Origin of the sequence: Kribbella solani (genome assembly GCF_014205295.1) — a bacterium.
Lineage (GTDB): Bacteria > Actinomycetota > Actinomycetes > Propionibacteriales > Kribbellaceae > Kribbella > Kribbella solani.
Window position 1 is genome coordinate 5,504,405 of record NZ_JACHNF010000001.1, and the last position, 20,582, is coordinate 5,524,986.

20 protein-coding genes and 1 riboswitch are annotated in these 20,582 nt (G+C 68.1%); of the genes, 4 read left to right on the top strand and 16 right to left on the bottom strand.

Annotated features, from left to right (window positions below):
• Nucleotides 1-96: 96 nt before the first annotated feature.
• From HDA44_RS25300 to HDA44_RS25310, 3 genes are all read right to left on the bottom strand, one after another.
• Nucleotides 97-1,080: a DUF5926 family protein gene (locus HDA44_RS25300; RefSeq protein WP_184838501.1), complete on the bottom strand. Its 984-nt coding sequence runs from the start codon at nucleotides 1,078-1,080 to the stop codon at nucleotides 97-99.
• Between the two features lie 117 nt (nucleotides 1,081-1,197).
• On the bottom strand, nucleotides 1,198-1,614 hold the full coding sequence (locus tag HDA44_RS25305) for an ATP-binding protein (RefSeq protein ID WP_184838503.1): 417 nt from the start codon (nucleotides 1,612-1,614) through the stop codon (nucleotides 1,198-1,200).
• Nucleotides 1,615-1,788: 174 nt separating this feature from the next.
• Nucleotides 1,789-2,592 (bottom strand): glycerophosphodiester phosphodiesterase, encoded by an 804-nt coding sequence (locus HDA44_RS25310; RefSeq protein ID WP_184838505.1) that lies wholly within the window; start codon nucleotides 2,590-2,592, stop codon nucleotides 1,789-1,791.
• A 40-nt stretch (nucleotides 2,593-2,632) separates the two neighbouring features.
• Between HDA44_RS25310 and HDA44_RS25315 the strand changes: the two genes are divergently transcribed.
• Nucleotides 2,633-3,622 (top strand): zinc-binding alcohol dehydrogenase family protein, encoded by a 990-nt coding sequence (locus tag HDA44_RS25315; protein WP_184838507.1) that lies wholly within the window; start codon nucleotides 2,633-2,635, stop codon nucleotides 3,620-3,622.
• Nucleotides 3,623-3,706: 84 nt separating this feature from the next.
• Here the strand turns inward: HDA44_RS25315 and HDA44_RS25320 are convergent, their stop codons facing one another.
• The 6 genes from HDA44_RS25320 to HDA44_RS39005 form a co-directional block, all read right to left on the bottom strand.
• On the bottom strand, nucleotides 3,707-5,044 hold the full coding sequence (locus HDA44_RS25320) for an LLM class flavin-dependent oxidoreductase (protein WP_184838509.1): 1,338 nt from the start codon (nucleotides 5,042-5,044) through the stop codon (nucleotides 3,707-3,709).
• Nucleotides 5,041-5,757: an ABC transporter ATP-binding protein gene (locus tag HDA44_RS25325; protein WP_184838511.1), complete on the bottom strand. Its 717-nt coding sequence runs from the start codon at nucleotides 5,755-5,757 to the stop codon at nucleotides 5,041-5,043. Before HDA44_RS25325 ends, HDA44_RS25320 begins: the two co-directional genes overlap by 4 nt.
• On the bottom strand, nucleotides 5,733-6,572 hold the full coding sequence (locus HDA44_RS25330) for an ABC transporter permease (protein WP_184838513.1): 840 nt from the start codon (nucleotides 6,570-6,572) through the stop codon (nucleotides 5,733-5,735). Before HDA44_RS25330 ends, HDA44_RS25325 begins: the two co-directional genes overlap by 25 nt.
• A complete protein-coding gene (locus HDA44_RS25335; protein WP_184838515.1) occupies nucleotides 6,569-7,621 on the bottom strand; it encodes an ABC transporter substrate-binding protein in 1,053 nt (350 codons plus the stop codon). The genes HDA44_RS25330 and HDA44_RS25335 overlap by 4 nt, the downstream gene beginning before the upstream one ends.
• Nucleotides 7,614-8,174, bottom strand: a complete 561-nt coding sequence (locus HDA44_RS25340; protein WP_184838517.1) for a flavin reductase family protein — start codon at nucleotides 8,172-8,174, stop codon at nucleotides 7,614-7,616. The genes HDA44_RS25335 and HDA44_RS25340 overlap by 8 nt, the downstream gene beginning before the upstream one ends.
• Before the next feature lie 117 nt (nucleotides 8,175-8,291).
• Nucleotides 8,292-8,372: a putative leader peptide gene (locus tag HDA44_RS39005; RefSeq protein ID WP_420488554.1), complete on the bottom strand. Its 81-nt coding sequence runs from the start codon at nucleotides 8,370-8,372 to the stop codon at nucleotides 8,292-8,294.
• A gap of 93 nt (nucleotides 8,373-8,465) precedes the next feature.
• Between HDA44_RS39005 and HDA44_RS25345 the strand changes: the two genes are divergently transcribed.
• Both HDA44_RS25345 and HDA44_RS25350 read left to right on the top strand, forming a co-directional pair.
• A complete protein-coding gene (locus HDA44_RS25345) occupies nucleotides 8,466-8,957 on the top strand; it encodes an RNA polymerase sigma factor (protein WP_184838519.1) in 492 nt (163 codons plus the stop codon).
• Complete coding sequence (locus HDA44_RS25350; protein ID WP_184838521.1) at nucleotides 8,950-9,516, top strand: methylated-DNA--[protein]-cysteine S-methyltransferase; 567 nt, start codon at nucleotides 8,950-8,952, stop codon at nucleotides 9,514-9,516. Before HDA44_RS25345 ends, HDA44_RS25350 begins: the two co-directional genes overlap by 8 nt.
• An 89-nt stretch (nucleotides 9,517-9,605) precedes the next feature.
• Here the strand turns inward: HDA44_RS25350 and HDA44_RS25355 are convergent, their stop codons facing one another.
• From HDA44_RS25355 to HDA44_RS25380, 6 genes are all read right to left on the bottom strand, one after another.
• Nucleotides 9,606-10,289, bottom strand: a complete 684-nt coding sequence (locus tag HDA44_RS25355; protein ID WP_184838523.1) for a class I SAM-dependent methyltransferase — start codon at nucleotides 10,287-10,289, stop codon at nucleotides 9,606-9,608.
• Between the two features lie 27 nt (nucleotides 10,290-10,316).
• On the bottom strand, nucleotides 10,317-11,639 hold the full coding sequence (locus HDA44_RS25360) for a purine-cytosine permease family protein (RefSeq protein ID WP_184838525.1): 1,323 nt from the start codon (nucleotides 11,637-11,639) through the stop codon (nucleotides 10,317-10,319).
• Nucleotides 11,635-11,750, bottom strand: a riboswitch (TPP riboswitch). Its footprint overlaps the gene before it by 5 nt.
• Before the next feature lie 18 nt (nucleotides 11,751-11,768).
• On the bottom strand, nucleotides 11,769-12,431 hold the full coding sequence (locus tag HDA44_RS25365) for an alpha/beta fold hydrolase (protein ID WP_184838527.1): 663 nt from the start codon (nucleotides 12,429-12,431) through the stop codon (nucleotides 11,769-11,771).
• Entirely contained in the window at nucleotides 12,428-13,246 is an 819-nt protein-coding gene (locus HDA44_RS25370) for a hypothetical protein (RefSeq protein WP_184838529.1), read from the bottom strand. The genes HDA44_RS25365 and HDA44_RS25370 overlap by 4 nt, the downstream gene beginning before the upstream one ends.
• 56 nt (nucleotides 13,247-13,302) lie before the next feature.
• Nucleotides 13,303-14,061, bottom strand: coding sequence for a DUF3152 domain-containing protein (locus tag HDA44_RS25375; RefSeq protein WP_337906397.1), 759 nt, complete (start codon nucleotides 14,059-14,061; stop codon nucleotides 13,303-13,305).
• Nucleotides 14,062-14,208: 147 nt separating this feature from the next.
• Nucleotides 14,209-15,402 (bottom strand): ATP-binding protein, encoded by a 1,194-nt coding sequence (locus tag HDA44_RS25380; RefSeq protein ID WP_184838533.1) that lies wholly within the window; start codon nucleotides 15,400-15,402, stop codon nucleotides 14,209-14,211.
• A gap of 149 nt (nucleotides 15,403-15,551) precedes the next feature.
• On the opposite strand from HDA44_RS25380, the gene HDA44_RS25385 reads away from it, so the two are divergent.
• Nucleotides 15,552-16,565: a GTP pyrophosphokinase gene (locus HDA44_RS25385; RefSeq protein WP_184838535.1), complete on the top strand. Its 1,014-nt coding sequence runs from the start codon at nucleotides 15,552-15,554 to the stop codon at nucleotides 16,563-16,565.
• On the opposite strand, the gene HDA44_RS25390 is transcribed toward HDA44_RS25385, so the two are convergent.
• Complete coding sequence (locus tag HDA44_RS25390; RefSeq protein ID WP_184838536.1) at nucleotides 16,552-20,541, bottom strand: S8 family peptidase; 3,990 nt, start codon at nucleotides 20,539-20,541, stop codon at nucleotides 16,552-16,554. The two genes, HDA44_RS25385 and HDA44_RS25390, sit on opposite strands and share 14 nt — an antisense overlap.
• Between the last annotated feature and the right edge of the window lie 41 nt (nucleotides 20,542-20,582).

Sequence of the window (20,582 nt, forward strand, 5' to 3'; positions counted from 1 at the left end):
GCCTAGGCCCAGGCCCTGTTGCTCCCCCGTCAGCAGGACTTGGGCCGTCCACGTATGAACGCCCACCTCGGCACCGCCGAGGTGGGCGTCTTCATGTCAGCGGATGGTCAGCTGCCGGCTGGCGAGACCCGCCCGGGCGGCGCGCTCCTCGGTGGTCAGCGTGGCATCCGTGGCCAGCGCCTTGTCCAGCGCCGTGGCGAAGTCGGCGGCAGGCTTCTCCACATCGGCAGCCTCGGTGCCGGCGGGCAGCTCCCAGACCGGAGCAAGCACGCCGAGAGCGCGGAACGAGCCGATCAGGCGACTGCCGGCGATCAGCGCGGACGAGCCGGCCGCGTGCAGGCGGGCGAGCGCGTCGAGCAGCGTCTCCTCGGTGTGCGGCATGACCCAGCGCAGGTAGATCCGGTCACCGATCCGCGTCCAGTACGCAGCGTCGACCGACTCCAGCCGTACGGTCGGGGCCGCCGCCGCGTTGGCGCGCTCCAGCCCGGCCGCGACCTCACCGGTCGGGTCGTCGACGTTCTCGCCGACCCAGTAGTCGAAGCCCTCGTGCACCTTGACCTCGACCGGCTTGCCGGTGTCGATCAGGTCCTGCAGGCGCGGGCCGTCCTTCATCAGGTCGCCGACCTGGATCGGGTTGCCCGGCTCGGTCCGGAGCGCGGCCGTGATCGCGTGGCCGAGGTCCCGGCTCGGGTCGCCGGACGACGCGTGCGTCTGCATGCCGATCCAGATCGTCTCGTCGTCGCGGACCAGGCCGGGCATCGCCATCGGCAGCAGCGTGACCAGGTTGATCACCTTGCCGGCGCTGTCACCGACCTTGGCACCGGCGAGCTCGAGCTGAACGGTCCCGGACGGCACGATCTCGCGGAACGCGATCAGATCGCACTCCGCCGGCAGGCCCTCGAACGGCCGCATGACGAACGCGTCCGCCGCCTGTGCCCGCTCCTTGCCGTGGCACTGCTTGAACCGCTTGCCGGAGCCGCACGGGCAGGGTTCCCGCGGTCCGACGTCCACCAGGTCGGCCGGGTCGAGCGTGACGGTCGTCGTCGTGTTCTTCGCGCGCTGCCGCGACTTCTTTCCCATAACCCCGCAGTCTTGCAGCCGAGTCCGCCCCAGAGCCAACCCACGGCCGCGCTGAGCCGCCCCGCGGCCGGTCAGAGCCGACCCACGGTCCCGGTCGGCGCGAGCTCGCGGACGGGGTCAGGCCGGGATGACCGCGTGTACGGTGCGGTGGCCGGCGGCGGTGCGGACGTCCCAGCTGGAGGTGAGCACCTCGACGATCGCCAGCCCGCGGCCGCCGACCGATTCCGGGTGCGGGTCGGTGATCCGGCGCGGTTCGGTCTCCCCCCGGCCGTCGGTGACCTCGACATGAATCCCGGCCCGGTCGATCCACCAGGCCGCGCGGACCTCGCCGGCCGGCAGCGGCGGCGCGTACCGGATCGCGTTCGAGAGCAACTCGGACAGCACCAGCTGCGCGTCGTCGCGGGCGGCTTCGGTGACCCGGTAACGCTTCAGGTAGGCGGCCAGACGGCGGCGGGCGTCCGCTACCGCGGACACTTGGTGCGGCAGTACGACGTCCACGACGCTCACGTCGGCGGGCAGGGTCGCAGAGGACAAGCAGGGCTCCTCGGGATCGGTTCAGCCACAGGAACTTCTGCCCACGATCCGGCCCCGGAAAACACCCGCAAGTATTCCGTTACATAGCCTCGGCGAAGATCACGCCGAAAAGCCCGGAAACCGTGATGAAATCGACGGAATTGAACGTTGCAATAACCGCGCGCATTCTCCCGGCTACGTATCCATACCGAGTACTCGCACCGCGACGTCCGGGCGGTCGGTGATCACCGCGTCGACGCCGAGTTCGCGGCAGCGGCCGATGTCGGTTTCCGCGTTCACGGTCCAGACGTGTACCTGGTGCCCGTGCTTGTGCGCCCGGTCCACGTACTCGGGATGCGCGGTGACGATCTCCAGGCTCGGTCCGGCGCACGAAACCCCGGTCGGCAGCGAACCGTCCCGGAAGCGCAGCGGCACCCGGTCCATCAGCAGTACGGTCCGCAGGCCGGGCGCGGCGGTCCGGATCCGGCGCAGCGACAGCCAGGAGAAGCTCATCACCCGGACCGGCGACTCCGTTCCGACCTTCGGGTGCGCCCAGCCGTAGCGCGCCAGGGCCTCGATCAGGCGGCGTTCGACCAGCCCGGCGTACCGGGTCGGGTGCTTGGTCTCGATCGCCAGCTCGACCGGGCGGCCGGCGTCGCGGACCGTCGCCAGCAGGGTCTCCAGCGTCAGCACCTTGCGGACGTCCAGGCCCGGCAGCTCGGCGTCCTCGTCCAGATCGGCCCACGGGTGCTTCCAGGAGCCCCAGTCGTACGACTCGAGCTCCTCCAGGCGCATCGTGGACAGGACGCCGCGCCCGTTCGAGGTCCGGTCGATCCGCCGGTCGTGGACGCAGACGAGATGCCCGTCGGCGGTCAGCCTGACGTCACACTCGAGCGCGTCCGCGCCGACTTCGATCGCCCGCTGGTACGCCGCCAGCGTGTGTTCGGGATTCACCGCACTGGCGCCACGATGGGCAACAACACTCGGGAGTTTCCCCATACCGGGAAACTCTTTCACACCGGCGGTAAAGATAGGCGTCATGGACATGCGGGCAATCGTGCTGGCGGGTCCGGTCGCACCGGAGGAACTACGGGTCCGGACGGTACCGGTCCCGGAGCCACCGGACGGCTGGGTACGGATCAAGGTCGAGGCGTTCGGGCTGAACCGCTCGGAGTACCACCTGCGCGCCGGGCTGGCGGGGAACGCGCGGTTCCCGGTCATCCCGGGGATCGAGGCGGCCGGGACCGTCGACCTGGCGCCCGGCGGCGAGTTCGCGCCCGGGCGGCAGGTGGTCGCGATGATGGGCGGGATGGGCCGCGAGTACGACGGTGGGTACGCCGAGTACACCGTCGTCCCCGCGTCGTCGGTGATCCCGGTGAAGACCGAGCTGGACTGGGCCACGCTGGGCGCGCTGCCGGAGATGCTGCAAACGGCGCACGGCTCGCTGTACACGGGCCTTGCGATCGAGCCGGGTCAGACGCTGCTGGTTCGCGGCGGTACGTCGTCGGTCGGCGTCGCGGCGGCCGTACTCGCCAAGGAGCGTGGACTGACCGTACTGTCCACCACCCGCAACCCGGATCGGGTCGAGCTGCTGCGTACCCTCGGCGTCGACCATCCGATCGTGGACGACGGCAACGTCGCGGCGAAGGTCCGTGAGATCGTTCCCGACGGCGTACACGCGGCGCTCGAACTGGTCGGGACGAACGTGCTGCCGGACACGCTTCGGGCCACCGCCGTGCACGGCACGGTGTGCTTCACCGGCATGCTCAGCGACAGTTGGACGATCCCGGATTTCTACCCGATCGGCTACCTTCCGAACGGCGTCCGGCTGACCGCGTACGGCGGCGAGAGCTCGGATCTGCCGGCGGAGGCGTTCCAGCGGTACGTCGACCTGGTCGCGGCCGGCCGGCTGCCGATCCGGATCGACCGGGTCTTCACCATGGACGAGATCGGCGCGGCGCATCGTCTGATGGAGGACGGCGGCGCGGTCGGCAAGCTCGTGGTCCGGATCTCCAGGCCATCACACTGAGCAGACCCGTGCGCCGACCCGCGCGGCGCTCGGCGCGCGGGCGGTGCATGGCGCGCGAGGCGGTTGTGATGACCTGGATTCGCTCTACCCGGTCGCCTCCTGCAGTTGTGGCGCGCGGCCGGCTGGGCGGGGTAGGCCGTAGTGGTCGCGGAGGGTGGTGCCGGTGTACTCGGTGCGGAACAGGCCGCGGGCCTGCAGGATCGGGATCACCTCGTCGACGAACGTGGTGAGCCCGGACGGGAGCACCGGCGGCATGATGTTGAACCCGTCCGCCGCGTCCGCCTCGAACCAGTGCTGGATCGCGTCCGCGACCTGCTCGGGTGTACCGGTGAACGTCCGATGCCCGCGCCCACCACCCAGCCGGCCGATCAGTTCGCGTACGGTCAACCGCTCCCGCCGCGCGAGCGTCACGATCAGCGTGTACCGGCTCTTCGCCCCCTCGATCTCGTCCTCGTCCGGAAGCTCCGCGGGAAGCTGCTGATCGAAGGGCAGCTCCTCCGGCGCCACCCGCAGCGTCTTCGCCAGCTGCAGCCGCGCGTACTCCGGCCGGATCAGCTCGTCCAACTGCCGCTCCAGCGCCTCGGCCTCCGCGACCGTGGACCCGATCACCGGCACGATCCCGGGCAGGATCTTCACCGACGAAGGGTCCCGCCCGAGCGCGGCCGTACGCGCCTTCAGGTCGCGGTAGAAGTCCTGCGCGTCTTCCAGCGTCTGCTGCGCCGTGAACACCGCCTCGGCGTACCGCGCCGCCAGCCCCTTGCCGTCCTCCGACGACCCGGCCTGAACGATCAGCGGGTGCCCCTGCGGCGATCGCGGCAGGTTGAGCGGCCCGCGGACCTGGAAGTGCCGGCCGACATGGTCGATGGGTACGACCCGCTCGTCGACCGCCCACACGCCGGAAGCCTTGTCCGCGACGGTGGCGTCGTCCTGCCACGAGTCCCACAGCTTGTACGCCACCTCAAGGAACTCCGCCGCCCGTTCGTACCGCTCCGCGTGAGCCGGTTGATCGGTCAGGTTGAAGTTCCGTGCCGCCTCCGGGCCGGCCGTGGTGACCACGTTCCAGCCCGCGCGTCCACCGCTGACGTGGTCGATGCTGGCGAACCGCCGGGCCAGGTTGAACGGGTCGTTGTACGTCGTCGACGCCGTCGCGATCAGTCCGATCCGCGAGGTCACCACGGCCAGCGCGGTGAGCAGTACGGTCGGATCGAGCGCACCCGCCGGGCGGCGCCCGACCGTACCCCAGAGCACCGGGGAGTCGGCGAAGAAGATCGAGTCGAACTTCCCACGCTCCGCTGTCCGGGCCAACTCCTGGTAGTGCTCGATCTTCACGTTCGCGTACGGGTCGCTCTCGGGCAGCCGCCAGGACGCCTCGTGGTGGCCCGTACTCATCAGGAACGCGTTCAAGTGCAATTGCCTGCTCATGCCGAAACTCCCAATGCATCGAGAAGCCGCGACCGGACCGCGGCGAATCCTGGATCGGCCGGGCTCCGCGGCGCGGCGAGCTCGACCACCTCTTCCGCGACGATCCGGCCCTGGTCCAGCACGATCACCCGATCGGCCAGCACGATCGCCTCGTCCACGTCGTGCGTCACCAGCAGGACGGCGGGTTGGTGCGCGGCGCACAACTTCCGCAGCAGGACATGCATCTTCAGCCGGGTCAGCGCGTCCAGCGCACCGAACGGTTCGTCCGCGAGGAGCAGTTCGGGTTCGCGTACGAGGGACCGCGCCAGCGCGACCCGCTGCTGCTCGCCACCGGACAACTCGCTCGGCCAAGCGTTCTCCCGCCCGGCCAGCCCGACTTCTTCCAGACTAGTCCGGCCACGCTCGGCGGCACCGTTCAGCCCAAGGACGACGTTGTCCAACACCTTTGCCCAGGGCAACAAGCGGGAATCCTGGAAGACCACCGACACCTGCGCCGGTACGGCCAGCTCGCCGGTCCCGTCGACATCGTGATCGAGCCCGGCCAACGCCCGCAGCAAGGTGCTCTTACCCGATCCGCTCTTACCCAGCAGAGCAACGAACTCACCCGGCGCGATGTCCAGATCCAGCCCGTCCAGCACGGCACGATCGTCGTACCGGCGGACGAGGTTCCGTACCTGAACGGTCGCGGTCAGGAGGCTAGCGTTCGGCGCCATGTCAGGGCTCTCCTTTGGATCAGGCGGACGGCCGCGTCGGAGAGCAGGCCGAGGATTCCGTACACGACCAGGCCGACGATGATGATGTCGGTCTGTCCGTACGTGCGGGCCAGTTCCATCATGTAGCCGATTCCGCTGGTGGAGTTGATCTGTTCGACGACGACCAGCGACAGCCACGCGCCGGTGACCGCGAACCGTAGGCCGAGCAGGAATCCGGGCAGTGCGCCCGGCAGCACCACGCGCCGGATGAACTCCCACTGCGACAGGCCGACGGTCTGAGCCAGCTCGACGTACCGGCTGTCGATCGTCCGCAGACCGTTGTGGGTGTGGATGTAGATCGGCACGAACGCCCCGAGCAGGATGGTGACGATCTTCATCGGCTCACCGATCCCGAGCCAGAGGATCAGCAACGGCAGCAACGCCAGCGACGGAATCGCGCGCTTGATCTGGATCGGCCCGTCGAGCACGGCTTCGCCGAGCCGGGACAGACCGGAGACCAGCGCCAGCACGACGCCCAGCACGATGCCGAACGCGAGCCCGATCAGTGCGCGCTGCGCGGACGTCCACAGGTTCGACTGCAGGCGGCCGTCGGCGATCAGGTCACCGGCCGTCGTCACCACGGTCCAGGGCGCGGACAGTACTCGTTGGTCGATCCAACCGGTTGCCGAGCCGATGCTCCAGATCGCGAGCAGCAGCACCGGACCGATCGCGGCACCGAACCTGATCGGCTTCCCCGGCCCCAGCCGCCGGCGGCGTACGACCGGCCGCGCCGCCGCCGCGCGGGCACGCAGCCCGGGCAGCGTGGTCGCACTCATTTCACGCCGCCTTTGATCGCGTCCGTGGCGACGGTCTGGAACCGCAGGTCGTACAGGTCCTTGGCCTGGATCACCGGGTTGCCGGTCTCCTTGGCGAGTAGGTCGATCGTCTCTTGCTGGCGCTGGATCGCGCTACTCCAGTCCGCCGGGATGTCCGGGTGACCGGCGTTGTCGACCAGCCATTGCCCGTCCGCCTCGGAAAGGCCCTGGTCCTTCACGTAGTACCCGGCGATCCATTCCTTGGGGTGCTTGTCGATCCATTCCTGGGCGATTCCCCAGGCGGCGACGTACGCCCGGATCGCGGCCGCCTTGGCCGGATCCTGGAGTGATTCGACCGGCCCGTACAGGTGGCCGGCGTCGTCGCGCAGCCCGTGATCGATCGTGGCCGCGCCGTCTTTGCCGTACTTGGCCAGGTACCGCTTGATCTGTACGCCGCCGATCGGCGCCACGTCGACCTGCTTGCCGGCCAGCGCCTGCGCGTACACGTCACCCGTACTGGGCAACTCGACCAGTTTGACGTCGTCCTTGGTCAGGCCGGCCTTCTGCAGCACCTTGAGGATCAGCGCGCCCTGCGCCTGGCCGGGGCTGTACGCGATCTTCTTGCCGCGCAGGTCGGCGAGCGTCCGCACCGAGACACCGGGCGCGATCCCGAGCTTGTAGATCGGATGCGCGAGCGGCTCCTGGCGGAACTTGGAGGCGACGATCTTGACGTGCAGACCGGTCCAGGTGGCGTGGATCGACGGGATCTCGGCGACCGATCCGAGGTCCAGCGCGTGCGCCCGGAACGCCTCGGTGGTCTGCGGACCGCCGCTCAGGTTGGCGAACTGGACGTACTTCGAGACCTTGTCGTACTGACCGGACAGCTTCAGCGCGACCTCGGTCGCGGGATCGCCGACGACGATCTTGGCGCCGTCCGGAACGGTGGTCGGCAGCGCCGCGTCCAGCGACAGCTTGCCGGCGGATTCGCTTCCCGCGGCGGCGTTGCCACCGCATCCGGTCGCCAGGGCGGCGACGGCGAAGAGAGCAGCAATGATTCGTTTGCTAGGCATGGTGTGCTTTCGAGGTGGCCGTGACATTGACATAGCTTCCGTCGTGGTACAGCAGGGGTTCGTGCTCGCGGCGCTCGGTGTGAGTGGCCAGGCGGGCGACGACCAGGTAGTGGTCGCCGACCGCGAACCGGTGTTCGACCTGCGCGCGCAGGAAACTCGGCGCCTCGTCGAGCACGGGTTCGCCGGTGCGCAACCGGGACCAGCGGGTCGGTTCGGCGAACCGGTCGATCCCGCTGGTGGCGAACCGGCCGGCGATGGCGTGCTGGTCGGCGGACAGGAAGTTGATCACGACGCTGCTCGTCGTACTCACGGTCGGCCAGCTGGACGCGCTGGTGGCGATCGCGAACGAGACCAGCGGCGGCAGCAGGCTGATCGAGACCAGTGACGTCGCGGTGAAGCCGGCCGGGCCGTGGCCGGCGTCGGCGGTGATCACCACGACGCCCGCGGCGTGCCGGCGGAAGACGGACTTGTAGACGTCGGCGTCCACGATCCGTTCCTCGGCTCGGTCGGGGACAACGGACAGGGCAGGACGATTCAGGGCAGGCAAAGACATGTCTCTCCCTCGGAACCGGGGCAGGGACGACCGGCAGCATGAAGGCACACCGGGCGGGGTGGAGGCCGGCGAAGCTGGCGCCTGACCTCGTGAGAACGCGCGTTGCGGGGAACCGCGTCACCGACAGGTGGCGCTCGCCGTCCGGAGCAGATCGATGACGCGACGGCGGGTGAGGAAGGTCGTCGTCATGTCAGCCATCTTCGCATCTATGTCTACTACCTAACTAGACAATCTCGTGATCTGGACCGGGCGCCCTCACATCCGCCGCCGGGGATGCGTTCTACTTGCGTGATGGCTCGGGAAAAGGTCGTACTGCCGCCGTTCCAGGCGCTGATCGACGCGCACTGGCGGGACGTGGCCAGGCTGGCGCGGGCGATGGCCGGTGACGACGGTGACGACGTCGCGCAACGCGCCTGGGAGAAGGCGTACGCGGCGTACCCGGCGCTGACGTCGGCGAAGAACCTGCGTAGCTGGCTGCTGACCATCACCGCCCGGTGCGCGACGGACGTGCACCGGGCGCGGAAACCACAGCGGTCGCTGGACGAGGCGCCGCCGGTCGCGGTCGACGGCCCGGAGGCCGCCGAGTGGCCGGACCCGGACCTCTGGCGGGCGGTCAACGAACTCCCGGAGCGGCAACGCTTCGCGATCACGCTCAAGTACGTCGGCGACCTGGACCACCATGGCGTGGCCGCCGCTCTGGACACCACGCCGGCCGCATCACGCCGGCTCGTCAGCGACGCGCTGGCGACCCTGCGGGGCAAACTCGGAGTACACCATGACTGATCTCGAGAGCCGGCTGACCCGGCTCAGCACCCCTGACCTGAAACCACCCGTCCTTCCGGACGCCGACGTCGCCTACACCCTGCACGACACCCCGATCGGCACGCTGCTGCTGGCCGTCGCGAGCGGCCGGGTGGTGGCCAGCTCCTTCGGTGACGAGGAGACGATGACCGGACGGCTCGCCCGCGCGGTGTCCCCACGCGTACTGCGGCAGGCGCGCCCGCTGGACGGTCTGCGCCGCCAGCTCGACGAGTACCTGACCGGGGCTCGTCAGACCTTCGACGTCGAGGTGGACCTGGTGCTGGCGACGCCGTTCCAGCGGCTCGTACTGAACGACCTTCCGGACCACACCTCGTACGGCCGGACGACCAGCTACGGAGCGGTTGCCCGTGACATCGACAAGCCGAAGGCGGCCCGCGCGGTGGGTACGGCACTGGGCGCGAACCCGGTCTGTGTCGTGCTGCCCTGCCACCGGGTGGTCGGCGCGAACGGAGCCCTGACCGGATATGCGGGCGGGCTGGACGCCAAACTCTATTTGCTGAATCTCGAAGCAAAAAGCTGAGTTTTCCGGAATCGCCCGGAATGGTTTTAGACTGAATGCAGAAAGAAGCAGATCCCCAGTGTGGAGTGGGGATCTGCTTCTTTTACTTGTCAGGAAGTCGCGGGCTGGTGCAGCTCCAGGATCAGCCGGCGGCGGCCGCCCCAGTCGCGTTTGTAGACCTTGAAGTCGTCGATTCCGGCCGCCGCGCAGAGCCGGCCGTAGCTGATCTCGTCGTGGATGAAGTGCACGCTGCTGCGGTCGTCGTCGTGCTCGGTGGTGACGATCCGGTGCTCCGGTCCCTGCCGCATCCCGTTCGCGATCTCGGCCGCGGTCGCCGGGCCCCAGACCGGTCCCTCGATGATCGCGATCCCGCCCGGTTTGAGTACCCGGGAGATCTCGCAGATGGTGGAGAGCTGCTCGTCCTCGGCGAACAGCTCGTGGAACGCCGTCCAGAGGCAGATCACGGCGTCGAACGAGTCCCACTTGTACGGCAGGTCGGTCATCGAGCCGATCGCCCAGTCGACCGCGAGCTCTTCCTCGGCGGCGCGGGCCTGACCGGCTTCGATCAGGTTCGGCGAGATGTCCAGGCCGCGGACGACCTTGCCGGCGCGGCGCAGCGGAAGCGCGACCCGCCCGTACCCACAGCACAGGTCCAGGACGGTCTCGCGGCCGACGAGCAGTTCCTCGACCGCTTGTACGATCGCCGCGTCCCGCTCCGGCGTCGTACGGGCGGCCAATCCGTCGGCCCCGAGTTCCGCGTACTCGGCCCGGCTGCGCAATGCGGAGTTCAGCATGACCGCCAGTATTCCGGTCCGCGCGGGTCAGTTGTCCAGTGGGCGGCGAATTCGGCCGAGGAGAACGGCGGCCAGCATCGAGACGACGATCGAGGTGTACGTCGCGCCGAGCCAGGTCGGTACCGGGTGATGGTTGAACAGCCACTGCTGGACATTCGTCCAGAAAGTCGACCAGCCGGCCACCGTACCGGGGTTGACCAACTGGTACGCGACGAAGCCGATCAGCCACGCGACCGTCGGCTGCCAGCGGAACTTCGCCGTCGCGGACACATCCCAGCGCATCTTGGAGACCACGAAGAAATCGGCGATCGCGACCGCGAACAACGGGATGAAGACCGAGCCGATCAGGTACAGGAACTGCGTGTAGTTGCCTAGGTCAACCAACAGCGCGATCCCGGTGGCGAGGACGCCGATGCCGACCGAGATCCAGCGCCGATCGACGTGGCCGACCAGGTTGTGTGCCGCCATCGTGGTCGAGTAGATGTTCGCGTACGCCTCGTCGACCTCGTCCACCAGCAGTACGAACAGCGCGATCGCACCGGCCGGCAAGGTGACCAGCGCGGTGATCACGCCTTCGCTGTCGGTTTGCAGGGTGGCTACCGCGACAACACCGAGCGCGTAGTACCCGATCGCCGCGAGTCCGTAGCCGAGAGACGAGCCGGCGAAAGCAGCCTTGTTCGTCCGCGAGTGCCGCGTGTAGTCGGCTGCCAGTGGGGCGAACGAAACGACGCCGGCCGCAGCCAGGTCGACCGCCGGCCAGAAGCCGAACACGCCGTCCTGCGGCAGCGCGTGTACTGGCTTGCCGAGCACCTGGACGAACAAGTACACCGACGCGGCCAGTACCAACCACACCATGAACTTCCGCAGGATCTTCACGCTGCCCAGCGGGCGTACGGCCATCGTGGTCGCGATGATGCCCGCGAGTACGACGAACACCCAGCGCCAGCGCTCGCTCGTCACCGCGACCGCGGCCTGGGAGATGACGATGATCTCCATCGTCGCCCAGCCGACGTTCTGCGCGATGTTCAGTACGGTCGGCGCGATCGATCCACGCCGGCCGAAGATCCCGCGCAGACTCGCCATCGCCGGCGCGCCGGTTTGCGAACCGAACACGGCCGCCCCGCCGAGTACGAGCGCGCCGATCCCGCAGCCGACGACGACGGCAAGCAGGCCCTTCCACAGCGACCCGGTGTACGCCGCCACCAACGCGCCCGTGACCGGACCGAACAGCGAGATCCCGAAGTTGCCCCAGAGCGTGAACTGATCGAAGAAACTCAGCGTCCGCGGCGCATCGGTGGTGAGGACGAGCGGCGCCTCGGTCGTGCCGGATCGAACAGCTGTGTCGGCCATGAGTGACCCAACTCCCTACGCCGGCATTACCCGGTCAGGTTCAGGCGGTCGGCGACCCAGCTGTCGCCCTCTCAGCCCGCGCTACTGGTGCGAGCTCCCGCAAAGGTTTGTCCGGGTGATCTTAACGCGTCAGCTATCTGACGGCAGGGCGGCCGCTCGTTCTATCAGCGCGGCCAGCTCCGGGCCGTTGGTTGCGATCGGCATGTGGGCGCCCGTCTCGAGCGTCCGCGCCTCGCCACGACTGAGCTCGGCGAGCCGCTCGGCCCACTCGGCGGTCGACAGCAGGTCGTGCCGGCCACGGACGATCAGCACCGGCACCTTGACTCGGGAAATCACGTCGGCCAGGTCATGATGCCGGGCCGCTTCACCGGCGCGGGCGATCGCCGGCAGAGTGGTTCGTACGTACTGCGGGGTGACTGTCCGGATCAGCTTCGGTGAGTCCGGTACGGCAGAGCCAAGCCAGCGGACCGCCCGGTCGACCCAACTGGACATGCGCGCGTCACCAGTCGGAGCGACCAGCACCAGTGCGTGCGCCAGCTCCGGGTAGCGCACTGCGGCCTCAACCACGATCTGGCAGCTCGCGGAGTGGCCGACCAGCACCGCGCGGTCGCGGATCTTGTCAGCCAGCGCCACTGCGAGCGCCTGTGGGTGCAGGTCTTCACGGGCACCGGCTGGTTCGCCGTACCCGGGCAGGGTGACTACGTGGTACGGCGTGGCGAGGTGCTCGACGGTCCGCGCGTACGACTCGGGTCCGAGGCCCAGACCGGGCACGAGGACTACTGGAGCGCTCACTCCCAAGGAGCCTTGGCGGGCGGGCCTTGCACCACTGGGTTCGGTACGGCCGGCTTCAGCTCGCGGTAGCCGAGGAACAGGCCGACCGCGAGGAGCAACAGCCCGAAGCCACCCCAGCCGTACGCGGTGGGCAGGCGGTGCACTGAGCCGTCCGACGAACCCAGACCGGTCGACAGCACGAGGATCACCCACACCAGGATCGGCACCAGCGACACCGCGACCAGAATCAGACCGGACAGCTCGGCCAGGTCCGGCTGACGGCCCGCCTTGCGTCGAGCGATGACGTCGCGGAGCCACATCACCAGTGCGGCGGCGCCGACGATCACCAGGAGCAGTTGACCGATCGCATCCAGTACGTCGGTACGCAGCGGGTGGTTGAGCGGTGAGCCCGGTGCCTGCGAGATCTCGCGCAGTGCGACCCGCTGGACGGTCAGAACGAGCAGCCCGTAGATGACCGCGACGAACGCGGCCAGTCCGACCACGCGGGCCGCGCGGGGGTCGCGGGGCGCAACCGGTTGGTCGCGGCCGTACGCCGGGAGCTCATGCGGCATCGGACTCGCCGGTACACCGAACGGTACGCCGGGCCGGTAGTTCGGTGGCTGGGTCGGATGCTGAGTCGGATGCTGGGTGTGCTGCTGCGGTGCGGCGCCGTACGGCTGTGGCTGGGCATACGGGAACTGCTCCGGCGCAGGCTGCTGGCCCGGGCCGTAGCTGCTGCCCCCGTACGGTGTGGGTGGAGCGTAGTGATGCTCATCACCGGGCCGCTGCTCAGGCTCATCACCCCGGCCGTACGTCGGGAAGTCCTGTGACGACATCTGCGCTCCTTCCCCGTTGTACGACCCAGTGTCCCGCGGGCGGGACACTAAGTCTGTCAGGTCGCCTTGATCGTCGGCCAGGCATTCGGCAGGCAGCCGGCCAGGCCCTTGGTCTGCTGCATCATCACCGGTGCGGGGGTCTTCGGCTCGGTACAGGTCGAGTGGCCGTGGCCGAGCGCGTGGCCGACCTCGTGGTTGACCAGGTAGCTCCGGTAGAGCTCCACGTCGTAGGACGGGATCGCGTACACCCAGCGCTTCGCGTTCAGCACGACCCGGTCCTCGACCCGGCAGGACACCTCACCGCCGGTGTCCAGTGGAAGACACAGCTTGTCCGTCATCGACGGCGTGGCCAGGATGATGCGGAGATCGGCGTCATCCTTGTCCGTACGCTCGAAGTTCACCGGATGCACTGCCTGCCAGCCGCGCGCATCGGTCAGGGTCTTGTGGATCTTCGCGGCTACGGCCGCACCGTTCACCGACAGGCCCTGCTCGATCTCGACGCGGTACGTCATGACATCCCGTACGCCGCTCGCCTTGTTGGTCCCCGGAACCACGGTGAGCTTTCCGGTGGACACCAGCACGTTCGGCTTCGCGCCCTTGGGTTGTTTCCTCGGCAAACTCGGTGCCGGCCGCAACGGAGTGGTGTACTTCTGCGTCGGCGTTGCCACCGGCGCCGGTGTCAGAGTCGGCGCGGTCTGCGCGCGTTCTTTCGGCGCTTGGTTGGCCCCCGCAACCACATCCGCGGCCAAACTCGTCCGGTTCGCGACGTCCGGATGCGCCACCACCACGGTCCCCAGCACGGCAAGCGCGGTCACCGTGAGCCATTGCCCGCGATAAGGCTTCCGCCGCCGAGCCCGCCCAGCCCGTCGCCGTCCACGCGTAGCCGCACGCTGGCCGCTCCGCCGGGTGGTCATGACACTTCACCCTACAGAGTTGACTCGTCAGCGGAAAGCCAGGCTTTGTTAAGCCGTGCGGGTGCGGAGGAACTTGCCGAAGTGGGGCACGGTGAAGGCGACGGTGCCGCGTTCGGCGGAGAAGACGAGGCCCTTCTTGATCAGGCCGTCGCGGGCGGGGGAGAGGGACTGGGGTTTGCGGTTCAAGGTGCTGGCGACTTCGGCGGTCGGGACCGAGCCGTCGTCGACGCCGATGCCGAGCTCCGCCATCGCGCGCATGTACTCACGTTCGGCGGGCGTCGCGCGTTCGTAGCGGGAACCGAAGAAGCCGACGGTGAGCTCGGCCGAGGCTTCCGGCGCGGCCACCGCCACGTCCTTGATGGTGATCGGCGACTTCGGCGCATGGTCCCAGGTGGAGTGCGCGAACGCCTGTACGAAGTACGGGTAGCCGTCGGTCTGGGCATACAACTCGTCCAGCGCTTCGTCGTCGTACTGCACGCCCTCGCTCTCCGCGGGGATCATCAACGCGCGGTCACACGCATCACGCGCCAACCGGTCCACGCGGACGTACCGGAACAGCCGCTCCGAATACGACTTGCTGGCGGACAGTACGGCCGGCAGATGTGGCAGTCCGGCGCCTACGACAACCAGTGGGGCGCTCTGTTGCGAGATCTCGTGGCAGGCAGCGCACAACGCGGACAGGTCATCCGCACTGATGTCCTGCATCTCGTCGATGAACAGACCGGCGCCGACAGACAGGTCACCGGCCAAATCGGCCGCGTCGGTGAACAGCTCGATCAGGTCCATCTCCAGATCACCGGAATCGGCCCGGCCCTTCGCCGCGGCCACGTCGACCGGCGGATGCCAGCGGATACCTTTCCGGTCCTCCGCACCGGTCCGCAGCGCGAACGCCTTCAGCACCGCACTGAACTGATCCACCCGGTCCTCGTCCCGGTGCCGATGCCCCAGCTCACGCATCGCCGTGTGCAGTGCCTGCGCGATCGGCAGCCGGATGCTCTGCTCCGGCCGCGCCTCGATCTTGCCCGTACCCCACGCGCGTTTGATGGCCTGACTGCGCAGTGTGTTGAGCAGCACCGTCTTGCCGACGCCCCGGAGTCCACTCAGCACCAGACTGCGCTCCGGCCGGCCTGCCGCGACCCGCTCGAGGACCACCTCGAACTGCCGCACCTCGGTGTCGCGTCCGGCCAGCTCAGGCGGCCGCTGACCGGCGCCGGGCGCATAGGGATTCCGGATCGGATCCATGCTTTCACTGTATGTGGCCGTCTACCGTTTTCCGTAGATTGACCAATCAACGACCAGAGCGTGTCGCGACCATCGTCTACGGCTTTCTAGCAAAAAGCCTAGAATTCGATAGACGTTGCCAGCGAGCGTGGGACCACTATGGTTCCGCCATGGTGGAGTGGGTTCCGCAAGCCGGCGCGCTGTACGAACGCGTGCACCAGCAGTACGTCGGTGGCGCCCGGAAGCTCGAAGCGCTGATCAACGAACTGATCGGTGAAGAAGAGGGCATCAACTACCTGAGCGCGACCGCCCGGGCGAAGGACCCGGAGTCGTTCCTGGCGAAGGCGGCGAAACCACACCCGGACGATCCGGCCCGGCCGAAGTACGACGACCCGCTGAACCAGATCACCGACCTGGTCGCGGCGCGGGTGATCACCTTCCTGGTCGAGGCGGTGGACCGGGTGTGTGAGGTGATCGAGGCCGAGTTCGAGATCGTCGAGCACACCGACATGGGGGCGCACACCCGCGCGCAGGGCGTCTTCGGGTACGCCAGCAAGCACTATCTGGTCCGGCTGAACGCGCACCGGCGGGAGCTGCCGGAGTACGCGGTGCTGAAGAACCTGGTGATGGAGATCCAGGTGCGGACGGCGGTGCAGCACGCGTGGGCCGAGTTCGAGCACGACATCAGGTACAAGCTGGACATCCCACCGGAGCGGAAGCCGGAGTTCGACCGGCGGTTCCTGCTGGCCGCCGCGCTGATGGAGCTGGCCGACAACGAGTTCACCGAGATCGACCGCCTGTACCGCGAGCTGGCCGCGACCGCGTCGGACAAGGCTCCACTGGATCTGACCACGGGCACCTTGACCACGTACCTGAACCGTCGCTACCCGGACGCGCCGCACGCCAAGACGACCCACTACACGTGGATTCTTGGCGTGCTGGCGCGGCTGGGCGTCACTACGGAAGAGCAGCTCACCGACCTGCTCACCGGCATCGACAGCGCCGCCGTACAGTCCGCCATGACCCACCGCGCACCCGCCGGAACCGTACGCCGCCTGGACGACGACCTGTTGGCAGCAAAGGGTTCCGCCTATCTTGACCTGTTCCCCAACGAGGAACGCCGGCAGAAGATCCTCCGCGGCCGCCTGAAGGCCCTGACCCGCGCCGGCATCACCCAGCCCTGACGCCGAGCAGTGAGTCGATCGTCTGGGAAATGGTGTTGCCGTTCAGGTCGGTTGCCTCGACGTGCAGCGACACGGCGGCCGTACCACGTGGTGGCACCAGGAGCGCCTGGTAGCTACTCCGCAGGTTCACCCCAGGCACCGGCTTCCAGCTCTTGCCGGCGTCGTAGCTGGCCGTCACCTTCACGGACCGGAACACGGCCGCGCTGCCTGCCTTCGCGGTGCGCTCGTAGTACGGCTTGATCTGCAGCGGCACCAGCCAGTGACGCACCTTGTTGGTGCTGTCCGTCGCAGCTGAGTACCTGAGGTACAGCAGCTGCTGCGGCGCGCAGGTCAACGGTGCGGTCTTCTCGACCCACGCCTGATAACAGGTGGTGTTGCCAACGTTCGTCGCACCCACATGCGCGGAACCGAACGTCCACTCCGTGTGCTGCTTCGCGCTGTACTTGTACAGGTCGTAGACCTTCTGCGGACCGGTGTTCAGATCGGAGTCCAGTACGAGGCGATAGCGCCCCGGGCCGGACGGCAGCGTGAAGGACGGGAACCCGGAGTACGTCGTGGCCGGGATCTCCTGGCCGTCACGGTACAGCTTGGTCTGCGTACCGGTCAGCAGCAACGAGGGGACGACCAACGGGTCCGGGTTGGCGTACTCAGGTACGACGACGAGCCGGTCATCATCACGGCACGCGAAGCAGAAGCCCATGTGCGTAAGGTTTGTCGCGGTCGGCGGTACGTCGGACGGTCCGATACCACGTGGTGCACCCAGCCAGCGTTCATCCGGCATCCGGCCGGGGCGCAGCGTCGTACGCCGCTCCTCCGCCGACTTCTGCGCTACATCGGTTCCGGCTGTACGGATCCACTGCACGTCCGGTCCGACCGGCCCGTACAGCTCGTCGCGCGTTTGTGGGAAGGATGTGAAGTAGTTCGGCCAGGTGAACAGGGTCCGCGACTCCACGGCCGCGTTGAGCCGGCTGCCGACGCTCTCCTGACCCGCGAACGGTTTCGGTTGCCACTCCGGCGTGTAGCTGGTCCGTACGCGCGCCAGGTCCTTGTCGTGCACCCGATAGGTCGCCGAGTCCGGGAACCGTCCGGGCGACACCTGTGCCAAGTGGTAGACGACAGGTGCGTTCGGCGTACCTGTCAGCGACACCGTCACCGGTCCACGAGCCAGTAGCTTCCGGAGCCGAACTCCTTCGTTCGCGTCAATCCCAGCAACTGGCAGATCTACATTGCCTTCCACCCACTGCGGGTAGAGATCACAGTCGCCGGACTCCTGCAGTACACCAACCGCACCGGCCGCTTTAAGTGCAGCGAGGTCCTCCTCATGCAGTGCGCACTCGTACCCACCGTGGCCCCAGGTGTACGACATCAGTACGAGCTTGCCGCGTACCTTCGCCAGCTCAGCCGGATCGAGCGACCAGCCGGCGTCTACAACCGGCAGCTTCCGGTAGCGACCGTCGAACCGCGGCGCGGCTCCGGCGTAGTCCGAGTAGTTCGGGACCATCGACAGACCGCGACCGTTGGCGGAGTCAACCGCCAGCTGCACCTGCGGAAGCGCACGGGTCGCGTTGAACTTGATCGAGAACGCCCCAGCAGTCACTGGCTTCGTCGGCGCCAGGAAGAAGCCACCGTCGCCGTTCTTGGTGAGCAACTGCGTCACACCGAGCCCGTCAGTGCCATCCGTCGTCGACCGGTACGCCATCACTCCACCGGCGATGTTCTGTGTCGGGGTGTCGGTGACATTGCGGTACGGGACCGCGTCCTGGTCGTCGAACGACAGCGTGACCGGACCCTGCACCGACAGCTCCGGCTCCGCGAACATCACGTACTCCAGCCGCTTGCTGGCCGGCTCGCGGTCATGACTGACGACGATCGACCACCGGCCGGGCGGCAGGTCGAGCGAGAACGAACCGCTCATCCCGTCCGGCGCGATCTCGGCCCGCTGCAGCAGCACCATGTTGGCGGTGTGGTCGTCGAGGTTGATCGCGTTGATCATCGCTCCGAACATCGGCCGGGCGCTGAACTTGACGTTCACCTTGACCTGAAAGCTCTGGCGCGACCGGCGCAGTGCCAACGACGTACGGACCTGGACACCGTCCGCCGTAGCCATCACAGCGCCCGATGAGAACCCGTCCTGAAGCTGACCGGCGTGTACGGTCACGTCGACGCTCGCGGTCGAATGCGCTGGTACGACAACCTCTCCCGGCACGCTGACAGCTTGGCCAAGGTCAGTACCACTGGTCGAACGCAACGTACTTCCGAGGTGCAGCGTCACGTCGCTCGCACTGTCATTGCGATAGCTGATCTGACGTACGACGTCGCCTGTCTCGGTCTCCAGGATCTTCCCGAAGTCCACTCCGGCGGTTACACCTGACACCTGCTGCGCCACGGCCCGCGCCACATCGACCCGACCGGCACCTTGCTCGTACGTGGAGTACCCGTCGTCCTTGCTGGTACTCATCAGCGCCGCCTTGAGCTGCGCGGCCTGCCAGTCCGGATGCTCTTGCGCGAGGATCGCAGCGGCTCCGGCGACATGCGGTGTCGCCATCGACGTACCGGACAGCGACGTGTAGTTCGCGTCGACCGGACTGCCGAGCGACGTACCGGCAGCACGAGCAGCAACAATGTCCGAGCCCGGTCCGGAGATGTCCGGCTTGCTCACTCGGTTCGGGTACAGCAGTGGGCCGCGGCTGGAGTAGTACGCCAGCTTGTCGCTCTTGTCGACGGACGCGACGGTCAGAGCAGACTCGGCGACACCAGGGGTACTGACAGTCGACGCGCCGGACAGACCGTTGTTCCCAGCGGCGACCACGAACAACACGCCGGTAGCCGCGGTGATGCGGTCGACAGCCAGTGCACCGACGTCATCGGCTTCGTCGGCTGTCGGTGTGCCGCCGAGACTCATGTTGATGACCTTGGCGCCCTGCGCCGCGGCCCACTCCATCCCGGCGATGATGTCGGAGTCCTCACCGAACCCCTTGTTGTTGAGCACCTTGCCGACAAGCAGCTCCACGCCGGGCGCCACACCCTTGTACTTGCCATCGGAGGCGGCGCCGGTCCCGGTGATGATCGAGGCGACGTGCGTCCCGTGGCCGAAGCCGTCACTGACGTCCGGGTCGCTGGTGAAATTCTTCGACGCGGCGACCCGGCCCTTGAGGTCCGCGTGGTTCGCGTCGATGCCCGTGTCCAATACCGCGACCTTGACGCCCTTTCCGTCGTAGCCGGCGGCCCACGCCTGCGGTGCGCCGATCATCGGCACGCTCTGGTCCAGCGTGGCCTTCAGTTTCCGGTCCAGCCAGACGTGGGTCACGCTGCGACCGAAGGCACGTGGCACGGGCCGCCCGGTCCGTGGCACGGCCGCGCCGGCGATGGACGACCAGAACGAACCCGCCTGGGTCTTCGGTACGTCCGCAGCGGTCGCGTGCACGCTGTTGAGTTGCACCGTCGGCTTCAGCCCGGGCAGTGCATCGACCTGGTTGCGTAGTTTGGCAGCCGGAACAGCTGACGACAGCTGGGTGATCACCGGTAGCTGGCTGGTCGCGTTGTCGGCGTACCCGATGCTGACGAGGTAGCCGACGTCGAAGAGCGTCCGGTCCAGTACACCGGCCGACAGGTACGGCAGGGCGTCATCCGGTACTGCCAGCTGCTGTTCGTTGGTCTGCACCAGCTGCATGCCCGGTACGTAGCCGTTCGGGCGAGCCACTGGCTGCAGCTGGACCTGGGTAGTCCCGTCTGGGTCCGGGGCGAGAGTCACCTTGTCACCGGTCACCAGCGTGACCGTCGTCGGCGCTGTGACTCGCGGCAGACCGACCGGCTTCACTCCGGGAGGCGGCGCAGTAGGTGGCGGCGCGGCGGCCACCGGGGCGCCGGAGGTGGACAGGAGGCCGGCGACCAGCGCCGCGCCAAGCAGGACGGACACAGCCGGTCGCGGCCGTGCCGGGCGGGACAGTGCTGGGCGGGACAGGGCTGGGCGTGACATGGGGCGGCTCCCAGGAATCGATTTCCAGGAGCATCACCGGA

What these genes read in the sequence shown, in the direction of transcription:
- HDA44_RS25315 (WP_184838507.1), top strand. Translation starts at nt 2,633, where the DNA reads ATGGACATGCGGGCAATCGTGCTGGCGGGTCCGGTCGCACCGGAGGAA.
- HDA44_RS25300 (WP_184838501.1), bottom strand. Translation starts at nt 1,080, where the DNA reads ATGGGAAAGAAGTCGCGGCAGCGCGCGAAGAACACGACGACGACCGTC.
- HDA44_RS25330 (WP_184838513.1), bottom strand. Translation starts at nt 6,572, where the DNA reads ATGAGTGCGACCACGCTGCCCGGGCTGCGTGCCCGCGCGGCGGCGGCG.
- HDA44_RS25325 (WP_184838511.1), bottom strand. Translation starts at nt 5,757, where the DNA reads ATGGCGCCGAACGCTAGCCTCCTGACCGCGACCGTTCAGGTACGGAAC.
- HDA44_RS25380 (WP_184838533.1), bottom strand. Translation starts at nt 15,402, where the DNA reads ATGGATCCGATCCGGAATCCCTATGCGCCCGGCGCCGGTCAGCGGCCG.
- HDA44_RS25345 (WP_184838519.1), top strand. Translation starts at nt 8,466, where the DNA reads ATGGCTCGGGAAAAGGTCGTACTGCCGCCGTTCCAGGCGCTGATCGAC.
- HDA44_RS25320 (WP_184838509.1), bottom strand. Translation starts at nt 5,044, where the DNA reads ATGAGCAGGCAATTGCACTTGAACGCGTTCCTGATGAGTACGGGCCAC.
- HDA44_RS25355 (WP_184838523.1), bottom strand. Translation starts at nt 10,289, where the DNA reads ATGCTGAACTCCGCATTGCGCAGCCGGGCCGAGTACGCGGAACTCGGG.
- HDA44_RS25340 (WP_184838517.1), bottom strand. Translation starts at nt 8,174, where the DNA reads ATGTCTTTGCCTGCCCTGAATCGTCCTGCCCTGTCCGTTGTCCCCGAC.
- HDA44_RS39005 (WP_420488554.1), bottom strand. Translation starts at nt 8,372, where the DNA reads ATGGCTGACATGACGACGACCTTCCTCACCCGCCGTCGCGTCATCGAT.
- HDA44_RS25370 (WP_184838529.1), bottom strand. Translation starts at nt 13,246, where the DNA reads ATGTCGTCACAGGACTTCCCGACGTACGGCCGGGGTGATGAGCCTGAG.
- HDA44_RS25350 (WP_184838521.1), top strand. Translation starts at nt 8,950, where the DNA reads ATGACTGATCTCGAGAGCCGGCTGACCCGGCTCAGCACCCCTGACCTG.
- HDA44_RS25390 (WP_184838536.1), bottom strand. Translation starts at nt 20,541, where the DNA reads ATGTCACGCCCAGCCCTGTCCCGCCCAGCACTGTCCCGCCCGGCACGG.
- HDA44_RS25335 (WP_184838515.1), bottom strand. Translation starts at nt 7,621, where the DNA reads ATGCCTAGCAAACGAATCATTGCTGCTCTCTTCGCCGTCGCCGCCCTG.
- HDA44_RS25360 (WP_184838525.1), bottom strand. Translation starts at nt 11,639, where the DNA reads ATGGCCGACACAGCTGTTCGATCCGGCACGACCGAGGCGCCGCTCGTC.
- HDA44_RS25310 (WP_184838505.1), bottom strand. Translation starts at nt 2,592, where the DNA reads ATGGGGAAACTCCCGAGTGTTGTTGCCCATCGTGGCGCCAGTGCGGTG.
- HDA44_RS25385 (WP_184838535.1), top strand. Translation starts at nt 15,552, where the DNA reads ATGGTGGAGTGGGTTCCGCAAGCCGGCGCGCTGTACGAACGCGTGCAC.